Raw genomic sequence first — 15,530 nt, forward strand, 5'->3', positions numbered from 1 at the left:
ACCATACCCATTTTATCTTTTACCTTTTATCTTTTTACAAAAAATAAATGATTTTAATGTTTGTATAAAATCAATCTATACCTATTGAAAATAAAGCAGTTATATAGTAGCCACCTAAAAATATATTACATATTTAACAAAAAAATTCTTTATAACCTGTTGCAGTTTAAAAAATTTGTGACATCTTTGCACCGAAAATAATTAAATAACTTATTACAAACTTATAGCAATGCCTATGAAAAAATATGCATTTTTAGCAGGACTTGCAATAGCTTTTATTGCTTGTAACAAAAGTGATGACGATGTTCCTGCACCTACCCCAACATCGTCGTTTAGTGCTTCTATCAAAGAAGTATTTACTGACCCCCATAAAGATTTAAAGAATCTTTTGGTGAATGATTACATTCCTTATGAAATCACCATTGAGGATAGTAATAGTGATACGGAAGGTGTTTCCTATAGCCTTATCTCTAAGAAAGATGAAAACAAACATCAAATTCTTAATAGAGATTTTGAGCTATACACTGATAATGAAAAAGGTGAAAAACAAAAAGTAACTACCGATTATATCTCTTTTTCGCCTAAAGGGAAACACAAGTTTTATATAAAGCCTATTGTTCCGGGCACTTTCCAGCACACTTACACTCTCCAAAGACAAGTAAATGGAAAACCAGAAGGAGGTTATCAGTATTATGATATTAATTTTAATGCGGTAAGAATTACCGCTTGGACGCATACTGAGATTTACGATAGAGTCTTTACAGGCCCTTTCTTAGTAGGACATTCAAAACATTGGCGTAGATTTGAGTTTAAAATAGAAGACGGCACTAATGTAAACGATAAATATCTATCCCCTGACCCTAAAAAAGTACCTCAAACTTACTTAACTAAATATAATAATCAAACCTATCAAGGAGAGGCTTTTCAAGAAGGTATAGATAAGTTCTTTTCTGAAGAAGTACGTACTTATGATGACGCTGCTCCTGTACCTTCTTATATTGTTAATGAAATCCATATCATTCAACACTATCCTAACCAAGATCCATATGAAATAGTGTACTATAATATTAATGTAGAAAATAGATAAGAATGAAAAAAGTAATTAAAAGAGCTGTAATGCTCACCAGTGTAGCACTTCTCTTTGCTTGTAGTAAAGACAAGAGCGTTGAAGATCAATTATATGAATTGAAATCTGTATCTTTTCCTCAAAAACCTGAAAAGGTGCTTTATGAAGAAAAGACTGGGCGTGTAGTAGGTAATAAAGTAGAATATCTACAAACTATAGAACGCCAAAAAACACTCTCTCCTGTAGAGTTGATCACGCCTAATAACTTAGATGTGATTTACCCAGGTTGTGTGTTACGCGGAGGCGATTTTTTAGAAGGTGAATATAATCCTATCACTGTTAACAATCCAAAGGAAATCAAACTTTCTGCTACCTTTCAAGGTAAAGATTTACCCGTCTCTATTTCTTCACTTCCCATCCCTTCACAGGCACGTCAAGCAGTGAACGATTTGGTAAGAAAAAATGAGAACAATATGAGCTACGACACTACAGCTGCTTATATGACTTTCATTTCTAATGAAGTCACTACTACTCAAAGTTTCAATAAAACTTTTGGTATTCACGTGAAAGCAGAAGTACTTTCAGGTCTTGTATCAGCTAATTTTAGTTATACAGAAACCAAGCTCAACAAGAATAGTAAAAAATATGTATTGATAAAAGTACGTCAAGTATTTTATAGCATCAGTGTAGACCCTAAAAATGCGAATCAATGGGGCGATTTAGAAAATTTAGGAGAGTATGAACCTTTGTATGTTAGTAGTGTAGACTACGGTCGTGTTGCTCATATTTTAGTTGAAACCGATGAAAATTTAGAAGAAACTACCAAAACTATCAAAGCAGGTATTGCTGCTAAGTTTACCAAGTTTGGAGGAAGTGTAGACACTACTTCTGAACAGAAAGTTTCTAAATGGTTTCAAGATAAAAAAATTACTGTGATGATTGCAGGGGGTCCTCTCAGTCAATCTAAATTAGTAACTGATCTTGATTCTTTCAAAGCCTTTTTAACAATGCCTGGAACCGCTGATTTAGTAAACTCAGCTACTCCTATTGGGTATAAAGTACGTACTTTAAAAGACAATCGTGAGGTAGAAGTACGCACTATGTATACTGACCAAGAATTTATTAATAAATAATAAAACTATTTATCCCCTACTCTATTACAAAGAGCTATCTAAAATTTAGGTAGCTTTTTTTCTATTCATTAACCATTAACCTCTCAACCCTCTCACATTTTCTCATTCTCTAATCTGCTAATTTGATAATTTGCTAATTATTCTCTATCTTTGCACCCGTAAACTTAAAAAAACCTTTTATAAAATGAAAAACAAAGATTTTGGACTCCTCGTCCTTCGCCTCACCATAGGCTTGCTTATGCTTCCTCACGGCATCAACAAACTAATGCACCCCGATGCCTTTGGATATGTTCAAAGTACCTTAGTAGCTAAAGGTCTCCCTACATTCATCGCTTATGGGGTATATCTTAGCGAAATTATCGCCCCTATAATGATAATTCTAGGATTCCGCACTCGTTTGGCTGCCCTTATTATGGTACTCGGCGGAATTAGCACCCTCTTTTTAGCCTATTCTGGTCAAATTACTGCCGTTACAGCTCACGGTGGTTGGGCTCCTGAACTACCAGGCTTATTCCTATTCGGTGCCTTAGCGTTGTTCTTTACAGGAAGTGACAAACACGCCCTATCCTCTCGCCACAAATGGGATTAACGAATGTTAGAACAAATTAATCTTACCTATGAGAAAGTAGTGCTCGTAGGGATTATCAATCAAACTCAAACAGAAGAGAAATCTAAAGAATACTTAGACGAACTCGAATTTCTTACCTACACAGCTGGGGGTGAAGTGCTCAAACGCTTCACCCAAAAGCTGGATGTGCCTAATCCTAAAACCTTCATCGGCACCGGTAAAATGGAAGAAGTTCAGCAATTTGTTGAAGAAAATGAGGTAGGCACCGTCATCTTCGACGATGAACTCACCCCTGCCCAACAGAAGAATATCGAACGCATTCTTAAAGTGAAGATCTTAGACCGCACAGGACTCATCCTCGACATCTTTGCACAGCGCGCACAAACCAGCTATTCACGTACACAAGTCGAATTGGCACAATACGGATACCTCTTACCCCGCCTTACAGGATTATGGACGCACCTCGAACGTCAGCGAGGAGGTATCGGTATGCGCGGTCCTGGTGAAACCGAAATTGAAACCGACCGCCGTATCGTGCGTGACCGTATTGCCCTGCTCAAAAAAAAACTCACCGCTATCGATAAGCAAATGGCAACGCAACGCAGTAATCGCGGAGCATTAGTGCGCGTGGCACTCATTGGGTATACCAATGTAGGCAAATCTACCCTGATGAACGTCATAAGCAAAAGCGAAGTATTTGCCGAAAACAAACTCTTTGCAACCCTCGATACCACCGTCCGAAAGGTCGTGATTGAAAACCTACCTTTCCTCCTAAGCGATACCGTAGGATTCATTCGCAAACTGCCCACCCAGCTTATCGAGTCGTTTAAAAGTACCCTCGACGAGGTACGTGAAGCCGATTTGCTCTTGCACGTAGTCGATATTTCACACCCTAACTTCGAGGAGCATATCCAATCAGTAAACCAAATATTAGCCGAAATTCACAGCGCCGATAAGCCCACCATTATGGTATTCAACAAGATTGATGCGTATACCAATGAAGAAATAGCCGAAGACGATTTGGCTACCGAGCGCACTAAAAAACACTTCACTCTTGAGGAATGGAAACAAACTTGGATGCAGAAAGTGGGGCGCGATGTACTTTTCATTTCGGCACTCAATAAAAACAATCTCGAAGAATTCCGTGAGGTGGTGTACGAAAAGGTAAAGGAGATACACATCACTCGCTTTCCTTTTAATAATTTTTTATACGAAAAGATAGATGAATAAACTCAATTTACTATTGGCTACAATAGCCTTATGTTGCACCTCATTAGCAGTTGCTCAAAACGATGAAAACCTCAACACCGATCGCCCCGACCAAAGTGAAGGGGTATACACCCTGCCCAAAGGTCAGTTTCAAATAGAAAATGGTTTAGTTTTCAGCAAAGAAGAAAGCAGTGATAACCTAACGCTACGGACTCATCACAAACACCGAAATCCGCTTAGAAGCCGATTTCGACCTCCGTACCCCTGATTTTAGCAGTACTACTTTCAGCATAAAACAGCGTTTATACGAATCGGAACAGCGTTATATCCCCTCAGTGGGACTCATCGGTTATGGGCAATACAGCAAAACAGACGCTAAGACTTATACTTTCGACGCTTGTTTAACTTTCGAAAGCTCTCTTACCGACCAGCTTTCATTGGCTTATAGTGCTCGTAGCTCTGAACAATTTAAGAATTTAGATGTTACTGCTCAGGTCAATTATGCTCCCAACAACAAGCTATGGGGCTTTGTTGAGTATTACGCTTCCTATAATGGAACACGTGCTCCTGAGCACAATATCAATGCAGGATTTGCCTACCTCCTAAAACCTAATTTTCAAATAGACCTCAGCGGAGGGCGTACCCTTTGGCAACCAGAAGCTCAATATTTTGTAGGGGTGGGAATAGGATATTTATTCATTTAACAATATGCAAAATTTCGCCCGAAGTATGGCTTTTGCATCTCTAATTCCCCTCACAGAGGGGGCAGGAAGAGTTTCCTCATTATTAATCACTAACCATTAACAATTAATCATTAAAAAATTGCCTAAAATAGGAAACATAGATTTAGGAGATTTCCCTTTATTGCTTGCACCTATGGAAGATGTAAGCGATCCTCCCTTTCGTCGCCTCTGTAAAATGCACGGAGCTGATATGCTTTACAGTGAGTTTATCTCCTCCGAAGGACTCATACGCGACGCCATTAAAAGCCGTCAAAAGTTAGATATTTTCGATTACGAACGTCCCGTAGGCATACAAATTTTTGGAGGTGATGAAGAAGCAATGGCGCTCTCAGCTAAAATCGTTGCCACTGTAAACCCCGATTTAGTAGACATCAACTTTGGTTGTCCTGTAAAGAAGGTTGTAAGCAAAGGTGCAGGAGCGGGGGTATTGAAAGATATCGATTTGATGGTACGCCTTACCAAAGCAGTCGTAAACAGTACCCATTTACCTGTAACCGTAAAAACGCGTTTAGGCTGGGACGAGCAAAGTATCAATATTGAAGAAGTAGCCGAACGTCTGCAAGATGTAGGTATAAGCGCGCTTACCATTCACGCCCGTACCCGTAGCCAGATGTACAAAGGTCACTCCGATTGGAGCTACATTGCTAAAGTGAAGAACAACCCACGCATTCATATTCCTATCTTCGGTAACGGCGATATTGATAGCCCCGAAAAAGCACTACAGTACCGCAACACTTACGGAGTAGACGGTATAATGATAGGTCGTGCAGCCATCGGTTATCCGTGGATATTTAATGAAATAAAACATTATTTTGCAACAGGAAAGCTTCTCCCCTCCCCCACTATATCACACCGTGTTGATGCTGCTAAAAACCATTTATTATGGTCGGTAGAATGGAAAGGCGAACGACAAGGAGTGTTGGAAATGCGCAGACATTATGCTAATTATTTCAAGGGTATTCCTAATTTTAAAGAGCATCGCCAGCGATTGGTAACGTTAGATTCTTCTGAAGAAATTATAAGAGAACTCGAAGTAGTGAGAGAAGTAAAAAGGGAAGTCTAATAATCTAAGCTTTTTTACTTTTTATCTTTAACAAACCATAGGTGAGCATTCCTAAAACAAATGAAGCAGTAATCGCTAAAGTAAAACTCCCTACTAAGTATTGCAAGAGATTATTTTTGATGTATTCCATTGTGGTGAGGTCGCCTTGCGGAAGAATCGTGCCCCCCACAAAAAAAGTACCTATTTTAAGAGAAGTGAAAATAAGCACCGGTATCATTGGGGGAATACTCACATTCGAGCAAATAAAAGCCAACGTTTTGTTCAAATTAAAGAATACAGCCAAAGTAATAGTAAGTATGGTTTGAAATCCCCAAAAAGGGGCAATACCCAAAAAAACACCCAACGCTACCGAACCTGCCTTCACACTGTCGCTGCTGTCGCTTTCTAATATATCTTCCTTGATAAAGCGCTTGAAACTCTTCTTCTTAGCATCTCTAAAGAAATTGCGGGGCTTGATGTAAAAGAGCGCAATAAGCACCAATATACTATTGAGCACGCTGATACGCATAAAATCCCTAATGGGACGAAAGTGCGATACCCTTTCCGTAGGGTCATAGAGCACTTTAATAGGCACATTCTTGAGTTGCACGCCATTCCAACTACTGCGCACTAAGATTTCTATCTCAAATTCAAATTTTTCAGTATAATACTTTTTAGGAATGTGATGTAGGGGATACAATCGGTAACCCGACTGGGTATCAGGGAGATTGACACCTGTTTCGAGGTGAAACCAGAAGTTTGAGAACTTGTGTCCGAAGCTGCTTTTCTTAGGCACACCATCCTGCGTCATATTGCGACTGCCCACTAATAATAGGGTAGGTTCAGTTTCAGCTTCAAGAGCTTTGAGGAATATAGGGATATCATCAGGGTAATGTTGCCCATCGGAGTCAATGGTAAGGGCATAGTCGAAGCCTAAAGTGCGAGCTTTTTCAAATCCTATGCGCAAGGCATTGCCTTTGCCTTTATTTTTAGGAAGGTGAACAACTGTAAGTTGGGGGTATTGCGCTAAAATATGAGGGGTATCGTCGGTAGCACCGTCGTTTATAACAATTACATTAGAGGTATAGTCCAGTACCCCATCAATCACACGCTTGAGGGTTTTGGCATTGTTATAGGTTGGTATTAAAACGCAGTAATTCATAGTCCAATCTTCTTTTTTTCTTCCTCGCTAAACACTTTTGATTTCTTGACAAAACCAGCAATATACTTTTGTAAGGCGGGCGTTTGTTGGGCGTAATGCGTGATCAAAAACTCCTTGTCGGTCGTGATATTATTGCGATAGGGCACTACTTTGGGCAAGTGTTCTTGTACGCTGAGGCGGATGAGGTGCAACTCAGCGTTATTAGATTGTTGTTTGAGGGCATTCTCAATCAGTGGTTTGCCTTCTTTGAGTAGCGCCACACGGTTCTTGCCAAACTTGGCTACAATCATCTTGCTCGCGCCTTTGTAAGCGCTTAGTAGCACATCGGTAGCAGGAGCGTTTTGCATTAGCTCAGCAAAAGCCGCAGCGTTCTCTTTGCTTTCCGAAGCTGTAGTGTAAGCCTGACGCACTTTCTCAAGGGATTGCGCGTGAAGTGAACCAAGGGTTAAGAATAATATGATGCTATAAAGATGTTTCATCTTACTTGTTAAATATCGCTCGGTACAAGTCGCTACCATTGGCATATAGCAAGAGTGCGATGAGGATTACAAAACCTACCATTTGAGCGTACTCCAACACCTTTTCACTCGGTTTGCGGCCGGTTACCATTTCGTAAAGCAGGAATACTACGTGTCCGCCGTCGAGGGCTGGGATAGGCAAGATATTCATAAAGGCTAAAGCAATAGATAGAAAGGCAGTGATATGCCAAAAAGCGAGCCAATTCCAAGACGAGGGGAAAAGTTTTCCTATTGAGCCAAAGCCTCCTACTTCTCCTGCACCCTTTTTGGTAAAGATAAACTTAAACTGTGAGACATAATCACGCAACACGTTATAACCGTAAACGGTTCCGTGACTGAGAGATTCTCCTAAGCTGTAAGTTTTATGGGTAAATTGCACTTCACCTTCAGTTTGCACGCCACTAATGCCTATTTTCTTATTGCTGTCGGGCAATACACTCAAGGTCATTGGTGTGCCGTTGCGCTCAATAGTAAAAGTGAGGGGTGTGTTCTCAGGAGCCTTTGCAAGGGCAGGCGTTACATCAGAGAAATAGTAAATAGGTTCTCCATTGATGCTCACCAGCTTATCACCCTTTCGTAAACCTGCTTTCTGAGCAGGCATTCCCCCTATTACTGTATCGATAACGGGTTTTACTTTTACACTAAAAGGGGCTGTTTCACCGCGCAAATAGAGCATCTTACCAATAGAATCAGGAAGAGAGAGCGTACGTACCGTACCATCCTGACCTTTTACAGTTACCTGAGAAGCGTTGCGTAGCAAGATGTACTTACTCGCATCGGCTACACTTTCTAAGGGTTTGCCATTGATAGCAGTTACAATATCGCCGTTTTGGAACCCATAAGCACGCATTGTACGAGTTACCGCAAAACCGTTTTTAATACCTTCAGGTTTCAACTGGTCTTGTCCCCAAGTAAAGAGAATCATTGAGTAAATAAAGAAACCTAAGAGCAAGTTTACCGTTACACCACCTATCATAATGATAAGGCGTTGCCACGCAGGTTTAGAGCGGAACTCCCACGGTTGTGGAGGTTGCGCCATTTGCTCTTTGTCCATACTCTCATCGATCATACCGGCGATTTTCACGTAGCCACCCAGCGGTAACCACCCGATGCCGTACACAGTTTCGCCTATCTTCTTTTTGAAGAGAGCAAACTTTACATCGAAGAAGAGAAAGAACTTCTCGACTCTTGTTTTAAAGAGTTTCGCAGGGATAAAATGTCCTAATTCGTGAAGGACAACTAAAATCGAAAGACTCAGAATCAGCTGAGCCGCTTTTATTAAAAATACTTCCATTCTTTTTCAGGTAACAGGTAACAAACAAGTGTTGTACTATTCTCTTTTAACTATTCACTTTTAACTTTTTTATTAGCTAATTGTCCGCAGGCGGCATCAATGTCTTTACCACGGGAGTGGCGTACCGTAACGGTGATGCCTGCGGCTTCGAGCATTGTTTGGTAAAGTTCCAAAGCCTTAGGGTCGGCTTGCTGGAATTCGCCATCATCTATAGGGTTGTACTCGATGAGATTTACTTTGGAGGGCGCAAACCTACAAAACTTTATCAGTGCCTCTACGTCCTTTTTTTGGTCGTTGATGCCTTTCCACACCACATACTCATAAGTGATGCGGTTTTTGGTTTTTTGATACCAATAGGCTAAAGCCTCGCGCAATTCCTCTAAGGGGAACTGCTCGTTGAAAGGCATTATGCCCGTGCGCACTTCTTTGATAGCCGAATGCAAAGATACTGCCAATTTGAACTTTACCTCATCATCGGCCATTTTTTTGATCAATTTGGGAATACCCGAAGTGGATAAAGTGATGCGCTTGGGCGACATTCCCAAACCTTCAGGGGAGGTGATTTTGTCAATGGCTTTCAGCACATTGTTGTAGTTCATCAGCGGTTCACCCATTCCCATAAATACAATATTGGAGAGCGGACGACCGAAAAACGCGCAACTCTGCTCATCAATCACCTTCACTTGGTCAAAGATTTCATCGGGCTGAAGATTGCGCATACGCTTAAGCCGAGCGGTGGCACAAAACGAACAGTTGAGACTACACCCCACCTGACTGGACACGCAAGCGGTGGTGCGGGTATCGGTAGGGATCAACACCGATTCTACTAATAAACCATCGTGCAAACGTACTGCATTTTTAATCGTACCATCGTTACTGCGTTGCATTACGTCTACTTTGATGTGGTTGATGCTAAAGTGTTCGGCAAGCATCTCGCGAGTAGCTTTGGGCAGGGAGGTCATCGCCTCGAAAGTATGCACGCCTTTCTGCCACAACCATTCGTATACTTGGTTGCCACGGAAAGGTTTGTCGCCATTGCTCTCGAAGAAAGCGCGAAGTTCGTCTTTGGTTAAAGCGCGTATGTCGCATTTTTGGGTCATAATTTAAAATCCTTTACTACGTCTTCCAAAGGCAAGCGTGATTTTGGGCGCAAGTGTAACTGATTGCTGTCCTCGGGGTCGCGATAGCCTATTGCTACGGCAAAAAGGGTAGTGTACTCAGGTTCGCCTAAAAGTTTATCATATTCAGCGTTGAGAATACCTTCCATAGGGGTACTATCAATACCCATAGCAGCACAAGCGCTGATAAAAAAGCCTAAGGCAATGTACACTTGGTTATTCATCCACGCGTAGAGCGCTACATCGCCTTGAGGTTTTTTCATATTGTTGTAGAAAGCTAAACTTCCTTCGTTAGTAGCTTTAGCGAGTTTTTCTTCAAAAGAAGGCAAGGAACGATTGGCCATAAACACCACTAAATGACTGGCTTTTTTTACGCGTTCTTCATTCACAAATGATACTTTGGAGAAAGCTTCTTTGGTAGCTTCATCGCTGATGAACACGAATTGCCAAGGTTGGGAATTGATAGACGAAGGAGCGAGGCGCAATATTTCTTTGAGTTTGGCGATATCTTCGTCGCTGATGCGTTTGGTACTGTATTGTTTGGTAGTATAACGAGTTTGTGCTAATTTTAGAAAGTCCATAGTGTTTTGTTTTTAAGTTTAACTTTTAATTTCAAGGTGCAAAGGTACGGCGTAATTAGCAAATTAGCAAATTTTAGAAGTTAGGAATTAGTAATTAGAGAATTAGCAGATATGGAGGTAAGATATAGTAACCTCCCCCTACCCCCCTCAGAGAGGGGGAACTGTAGCGACGCAAAGACGGTGCGAGAAACACGGGCAGTCGTAGCACGACAGGCGAATAGACAAAGAATGAACGAACAAAAGACGAACAAAAGACGAACAATGAACGAACAAAAGACGAACAATGAGTGGTTCTACAGTGAAGGAAGAACGAATAAAACCTCCTCCTATTCACTTACTATGCTCTCGCGGACAACCTCCAAAGGGGGAATTGTAGCGACGCAAAGACGGTGTGAGAAACACGGGCAGATAATAAAAAGTCCGCTCTTGATGGCTTCCCCAGAATGGGAAAAACTACAAGAACGGAATATGATAACAACGCAAGAATGAGGAAAAAGTTAGATTTATTAACTTATTGATTCTTTTCTTACCATTATTTTGTTATAGGCATATAGTGATAGGGCGGCAAAAATGCCTATTCCAAAAATAAGATACCACATTTTGTTGGGATTATAAGTATTCCAAAGCAAATCGGTGATTTGAGACTGATTGAGTCCTAACTTCTGACTTGCTAAATCGAAATACTCGTTTTTAGTGAGGTTTTCGGGCATTGCAATGGCTTTATTTGTGAGTTCAGTTTTTAGTAAAGTATACTTATCAGACCATTTTTCGTATAAATCACCAGAAATAAGCCCTGCAATATAATTACCTACCGCTACGGGTAAGAAATAAGTACCTTGATAGAGTGCTTCTTTCCCTTTAGGGGTGATTTGAGCGATAAAAGCTGAAAGCGTGGGGCTGGCAGCCATTTCGCCTATGGAGAAAATCATAGTGCCTATAATGGTAAACCATACATTATTGAACATAAAAGTGAGCGTTACCCCTATGGTTCCGATAATCGTACCGCGAATCATTGCGCTTACGTGAGTCATTTTGGTTACGAAATAGGATACGATTACCTGAAAGAAGATAATCATAAATGAATCGATATTGATGAACCATTCGGCTTTTACTTGTCCTTTTTCGGTGAGGATAGTGCCTAAGAAAGGCAAATGATGGTTAATCCAGGCGCTTACTTTGGAGGAATCTACCCAATCTTCGATAAAGTTAGGTAGGGTGTAGAACAGCTGGTTGAACATCGTCCAGAAGCCGACCATCAGAATGAGCAGTATGGTAAGGCGACGGTCTTTGAGTGCTTCGATGATGTGCATTATGGATTCTTTGATTTCGGTGAGTATAGGCTTGCTGTCGCGTTGTGCCATCTTAGGTTCTTTGAAAAAGAAAAGAACTACGAGCAGGTTGATGAGCATTACCACCGCAGCTTGCACGAAGATAATGCGCCAACCGAGAGTAGTGCGCAAGTAAGACGACATTGCAGGACCTAAGAACCCCCCGATATTTACCATCATATAGAAGATACCGAAGCCCATTGTGCTGGTGCTATCATCGGTATTGCGGGCAACAGTTCCGTTGATAACGGGTTTGAAAAAGCCCCCTCCGACGGCGGCAAAGAGGAAGACCATATACATTGACCAATAGGTGTTTACTTCACCCATCAGGTAATAGCCTATGGCCATTATAGTACAAGAGATGACTAAAGAGAGTTTGTAGCCTATGCGGTCGGCTATGACGCCAAAAACGAGGGGTAAAAAGTACTGTATAGCGGTTACGTTGCCTATAATGCTTCCTTTTTGGGTATGTGAAAGGCCTAATCCGCCTTGGTCAGTTGAAGCGACTAAATAGAGGGGGAGCAGGGTAAAGATACCGTAGAAGCCCCAACGTTCCATCAGTTGGAGGAAACTTGCTACCCAAAAGTTGGGTGAGAAAGTCTTGAGTGTTTGGACGAAGGATTTTTTGTTTTCTGACATAGTTTGTTTATTGTTAATATCTGCTTTGAGAACCTCGAAAAGACTCTTATTATAAGTGCAAATCAAGGGTTAAATTAATTAGTTGATTATAAACCTCCCCCCAACCCCCTCCAAAGGGGGAGATGTGACGCAAAAGCAATAATGTACTGTAAAATCAAATATCATTATTTTTTCAACTCTTGATTCATATTTATAATGTAAGTTCAACATAAGGCTAAAGTCTTAGAAAGCCGTTGCACGGGAGGATTTTTACAAATTAAACGAACAACTTCGCTACTGAAAGACTCGCACGGATTTCACGGAGCTCACGGATTTTGCAAGGATAAATTTCAAATTATACAACAATAGTACACAGATTAGCAGCTTCGCTGTTAGATTTCACAGATATGTGATGCTTTTATCATTGTGAATCAATACTTTGTTATATTGAAATGACGCTATTATAAAAGAGTGTTTATTGCGATGTGTGTACTTAATTGAAGTGCAAAAGTAGGAGCATTTTTTTATCTGTGAAAATAAAAAGAAGTATTGTACAAAGGAAATGGGAGTTGTTATAAATATAACAATGCCAATAATACTAATAATACCAATAATGCCAATAATAATGATAATTAACTTTGGTAAAGGTCGTAGCACGACGGGCAATTAAAAATTTTGTCAAAGTGTATACCGCTAAAAGTGACACATTAGTGGTTTCGGAAGAAAACGGAGGGATTCGGAAGGGATTTTTTTGTAAAAAAGTTTAATAGTTCCTCAAAAAAGGAAAATATTTTCATCTATGCTTAGTTTACATAAAGCTGTTGAAAAAACGGAGTCTATTTGAAGAAAGAATGGTGCGAGCCAGACAGTTGATAAATTGAAGAATGAGATAAATGCCAATAAAACCAGAAATGCCAATAATGCTAGTAATCAACTTTGCCAAAGTTTGAGATGAAAAAGCGACGACAGACAGAGAAAATTAGCAAATTAGAAAATAGAGGAAGGTTGAGAGGTTCGAAATGAAACGGAAGATTTCAGAAGAGAGTTGAGGGGGATTTTGGTGAGAAAAGGCTGTTAGGAGGGTGGGGTTAGCTTATAGGAAGCTTATACGAATCTTGGACGATTGGTATAGAAAGGGTATATAAAGAGTTGATTAATAGCATAATACAACAAGGCTAAAAATGGTAAAAACAGGGTTTCGAGGCGAAAGAAAGAGAATCCTCACCCCGTCCCTCTCCCAAGGAGAGGGGGAGTGTTGTGACGGAAAGGAGAAGGGATAATTAGAGAATTAGCAAATTTGGAAATTAGCAAATGGAGTGGGAGGTAATAGGTCTTAGGGAATAGGCACTAGGGGATAACTTCCCCCTTCTCACATACCCAGCTGTCGCTGGCTACCTCAATGAGGGGGGAATGTGGTGACGAAATGACGGAGGTAATATGAGGTTATAGCGCGACGGGCAGGTGGAAAATTAGAGATTGTCTGATAATTGAAAAAAAATTATTACTTTTGCCAAACTTTTCACAGACGAATAATAGCAAAATTAAACACTATGCGAACTCTTGTTATAGGCGATATACACGGTGCTTTACGCGCTTTGGTGCAGGTACTTGAAAGGGCTGATATACAAACTGATGACTACCTTATTTTCCTTGGTGATTACGCTGACGGTTGGAGTGAGACTCCCGAGGTGATGGATTTTCTCATCGGATACCAAAAGAAACAGCGTTGTTTGTTCCTCAGAGGGAATCACGATGCGCTTTGCCGTGAGTTTCTTTTAGGAAAAGAGATGGATACTCTTTGGCGTTTGCACGGGGGGAAGGCTACCGAAAAGGCTTATCAAAACGTTTCGACAGAGCGCAAAAGGGCTCATATTGATTTTCTGGACTCGCTTGAAAATTACTATTTGGATAGCAAAAACAGGCTTTTTCTTCACGCGGGATTTACTAATTTGCGGGGGATTGCTCACGAGCATTTCGAACAGATGTACTATTGGGATAGGACGCTTTGGGAGCTTGCGTGCAGTGTTAGTATGTCTAAAACGGACAAGCGTTATCCGAATCGGTTAAAACTCTATAATGAAATTTATATAGGACATACGCCTACGACGCGTTTGGGAACTGATAAGCCTCTTATTTTCAACGGGGTAACTAATGTGGATACAGGAGCGGGCTTCAAAGGACGCATTACGATTATGGATATTGAAACGAAGGAATATTGGCAAAGTGAGCCTGTTTATAAGCTGTATCCAGAAGAACAAGGACGCAATCAATAATACATTTAAAGATGAAGAAGTTTATATACCTACTGCTATTGCTGCCGATATGCAGTGTAGCACAAGAACAACTGCAAAATGAAAGTGCTATTTTTAAAGCAATTGAAACGAAATTTAAGCTTGACAAACGTCAGGTGTATTGGGCGCTTTATACGGAGCGAGGGCTAAAAGAAGATTCGATACATAAGCTCGTGGTTTTTCCGTTGAAGAAGAGGAGTAAGGGCAAGATACTTTATGATGCGTATGTTGTTTTGTATAATCTTCAGGAACAGAGGATTGATAATTACTATATAGGTGAGGGTGAATGGAAAGACGGTGATAGAGGATACTTACAAAGTTTGGAAGTGGCTTCTCAGACGCCACTATTGGCGAAGAAAGCGCTTGCTTATCAGGTGAGGGTGTTTTTTTCGAATGCTGATAGAAATAAGCCTAAGGGAGCGGAAGAGGTCAGCTATTTTATAGCTAAAGGGAAGAAGTTGCAAAAGGTGTTAAGTAGTGATATATTTTCTTACACGGCTGATATTTCGGGAGGAGGAACTGCAAAAACTCCTTGTGAAGGAGAAAAGACAGAGGTGAATAGCAAATTGCGTATTTTGGAGCATAAGGTGAGAGGTTTTTATGTGATAGAGGAAACACGTGTTACTAAGCAGATAAAAATAGAGCGAGATGCGGAGGGTTTTTGTGCCGAAAGAGTGGTTGATAGTAAAGAAGAGGTGATACAGATGCAATACAAAAAAGGGAAATATCAGCGAGAATAATTGCTGTAACGGTGAAGAAAACGGTAAGTTTTACAGAAAAAATAAAGAAATATTGAAAATTTATTAATCTGATATACAGTGTATTGTATTTTTATGTAAAACTTTTTTCAAAAAAAGTC

At 40.5% G+C, this 15,530-nt stretch carries 14 protein-coding genes and 1 pseudogene; 9 read left to right on the forward strand and 6 right to left on the reverse strand.

The window, feature by feature from the left end; translation table 11 throughout:
* The first annotated feature begins 235 nt into the window (after positions 1-235).
* The 6 genes and pseudogenes from RCZ04_RS11560 to dusB all read left to right on the forward strand — a co-directional run bounded on the left by RCZ04_RS11560 (position 236) and on the right by dusB (position 5,782).
* The gene (locus tag RCZ04_RS11560) at positions 236-1,087 is read left to right on the forward strand and encodes a hypothetical protein (protein ID WP_460486195.1); all 852 of its coding nucleotides are present in this window, start codon (positions 236-238) and stop codon (positions 1,085-1,087) included.
* A gap of 2 nt (positions 1,088-1,089) precedes the next feature.
* Complete coding sequence (locus tag RCZ04_RS11565) at positions 1,090-2,199, forward strand: thiol-activated cytolysin family protein (protein ID WP_460486196.1); 1,110 nt, start codon at positions 1,090-1,092, stop codon at positions 2,197-2,199.
* Between the two features lie 184 nt (positions 2,200-2,383).
* Entirely contained in the window at positions 2,384-2,788 is a 405-nt protein-coding gene (locus RCZ04_RS11570; protein WP_460486197.1) for a DoxX family protein, read from the forward strand.
* Between the two features lie 3 nt (positions 2,789-2,791).
* Positions 2,792-3,997, forward strand: a complete 1,206-nt coding sequence (gene hflX, locus RCZ04_RS11575) for an HflX GTPase family protein (RefSeq protein WP_460486198.1) — start codon at positions 2,792-2,794, stop codon at positions 3,995-3,997.
* Positions 3,990-4,680, forward strand: a pseudogene (locus RCZ04_RS11580) (transporter). Before hflX ends, RCZ04_RS11580 begins: the two are co-directional and overlap by 8 nt.
* Positions 4,681-4,798: 118 nt before the next feature.
* Complete coding sequence (dusB, locus tag RCZ04_RS11585) at positions 4,799-5,782, forward strand: tRNA dihydrouridine synthase (protein ID WP_460486199.1); 984 nt, start codon at positions 4,799-4,801, stop codon at positions 5,780-5,782.
* A gap of 4 nt (positions 5,783-5,786) precedes the next feature.
* Here the strand turns inward: dusB and RCZ04_RS11590 are convergent, their stop codons facing one another.
* From RCZ04_RS11590 to RCZ04_RS11610, 5 genes are read right to left on the reverse strand one after another with little or no spacing between them, the layout of a single operon-like run.
* On the reverse strand, positions 5,787-6,923 hold the full coding sequence (locus tag RCZ04_RS11590; RefSeq protein ID WP_460486200.1) for a DUF2062 domain-containing protein: 1,137 nt from the start codon (positions 6,921-6,923) through the stop codon (positions 5,787-5,789).
* Positions 6,920-7,402 carry a hypothetical protein gene (locus RCZ04_RS11595; protein WP_460486201.1) on the reverse strand — a complete coding sequence of 161 codons (483 nt, stop codon included), beginning with the start codon at positions 7,400-7,402 and terminating at the stop codon, positions 6,920-6,922. Before RCZ04_RS11595 ends, RCZ04_RS11590 begins: the two co-directional genes overlap by 4 nt.
* A gap of 1 nt (position 7,403) precedes the next feature.
* Positions 7,404-8,735, reverse strand: coding sequence for a M50 family metallopeptidase (rseP, locus tag RCZ04_RS11600; RefSeq protein ID WP_460486202.1), 1,332 nt, complete (start codon positions 8,733-8,735; stop codon positions 7,404-7,406).
* A gap of 50 nt (positions 8,736-8,785) precedes the next feature.
* Positions 8,786-9,835: a 23S rRNA (adenine(2503)-C(2))-methyltransferase RlmN gene (gene rlmN / locus RCZ04_RS11605; RefSeq protein WP_460486203.1), complete on the reverse strand. Its 1,050-nt coding sequence runs from the start codon at positions 9,833-9,835 to the stop codon at positions 8,786-8,788.
* Positions 9,832-10,434: a nitroreductase family protein gene (locus tag RCZ04_RS11610; protein WP_460486204.1), complete on the reverse strand. Its 603-nt coding sequence runs from the start codon at positions 10,432-10,434 to the stop codon at positions 9,832-9,834. The genes rlmN and RCZ04_RS11610 overlap by 4 nt, the downstream gene beginning before the upstream one ends.
* A gap of 228 nt (positions 10,435-10,662) precedes the next feature.
* On the opposite strand from RCZ04_RS11610, the gene RCZ04_RS11615 reads away from it, so the two are divergent.
* Complete coding sequence (locus RCZ04_RS11615; RefSeq protein WP_460486205.1) at positions 10,663-10,923, forward strand: hypothetical protein; 261 nt, start codon at positions 10,663-10,665, stop codon at positions 10,921-10,923.
* Between the two features lie 17 nt (positions 10,924-10,940).
* On the opposite strand, the gene RCZ04_RS11620 is transcribed toward RCZ04_RS11615, so the two are convergent.
* Positions 10,941-12,401: an MFS transporter gene (locus RCZ04_RS11620; RefSeq protein WP_460486206.1), complete on the reverse strand. Its 1,461-nt coding sequence runs from the start codon at positions 12,399-12,401 to the stop codon at positions 10,941-10,943.
* 1,529 nt (positions 12,402-13,930) lie between these two features.
* Between RCZ04_RS11620 and RCZ04_RS11625 the strand changes: the two genes are divergently transcribed.
* Positions 13,931-14,653, forward strand: coding sequence for a metallophosphoesterase family protein (locus RCZ04_RS11625; RefSeq protein ID WP_460486207.1), 723 nt, complete (start codon positions 13,931-13,933; stop codon positions 14,651-14,653).
* 11 nt (positions 14,654-14,664) lie between these two features.
* On the forward strand, positions 14,665-15,411 hold the full coding sequence (locus RCZ04_RS11630; RefSeq protein ID WP_460486208.1) for a hypothetical protein: 747 nt from the start codon (positions 14,665-14,667) through the stop codon (positions 15,409-15,411).
* The last annotated feature ends 119 nt before the right edge of the window (positions 15,412-15,530 follow it).

Source organism: Capnocytophaga sp. HP1101, assembly GCF_054772415.1.

Coding starts and splice junctions, on each gene's coding strand:
- RCZ04_RS11560 (WP_460486195.1), top strand. CDS start 236: ATGAAAAAATATGCATTTTTAGCAGGACTTGCAATAGCTTTTATTGCT.
- RCZ04_RS11565 (WP_460486196.1), top strand. CDS start 1,090: ATGAAAAAAGTAATTAAAAGAGCTGTAATGCTCACCAGTGTAGCACTT.
- RCZ04_RS11570 (WP_460486197.1), top strand. CDS start 2,384: ATGAAAAACAAAGATTTTGGACTCCTCGTCCTTCGCCTCACCATAGGC.
- hflX (WP_460486198.1), top strand. CDS start 2,792: ATGTTAGAACAAATTAATCTTACCTATGAGAAAGTAGTGCTCGTAGGG.
- RCZ04_RS11590 (WP_460486200.1), bottom strand. CDS start 6,923: ATGAATTACTGCGTTTTAATACCAACCTATAACAATGCCAAAACCCTC.
- RCZ04_RS11595 (WP_460486201.1), bottom strand. CDS start 7,402: ATGAAACATCTTTATAGCATCATATTATTCTTAACCCTTGGTTCACTT.
- rseP (WP_460486202.1), bottom strand. CDS start 8,735: ATGGAAGTATTTTTAATAAAAGCGGCTCAGCTGATTCTGAGTCTTTCG.
- rlmN (WP_460486203.1), bottom strand. CDS start 9,835: ATGACCCAAAAATGCGACATACGCGCTTTAACCAAAGACGAACTTCGC.
- RCZ04_RS11610 (WP_460486204.1), bottom strand. CDS start 10,434: ATGGACTTTCTAAAATTAGCACAAACTCGTTATACTACCAAACAATAC.
- RCZ04_RS11615 (WP_460486205.1), top strand. CDS start 10,663: ATGAACGAACAAAAGACGAACAAAAGACGAACAATGAACGAACAAAAG.
- RCZ04_RS11620 (WP_460486206.1), bottom strand. CDS start 12,401: ATGTCAGAAAACAAAAAATCCTTCGTCCAAACACTCAAGACTTTCTCA.
- RCZ04_RS11625 (WP_460486207.1), top strand. CDS start 13,931: ATGCGAACTCTTGTTATAGGCGATATACACGGTGCTTTACGCGCTTTG.
- RCZ04_RS11630 (WP_460486208.1), top strand. CDS start 14,665: ATGAAGAAGTTTATATACCTACTGCTATTGCTGCCGATATGCAGTGTA.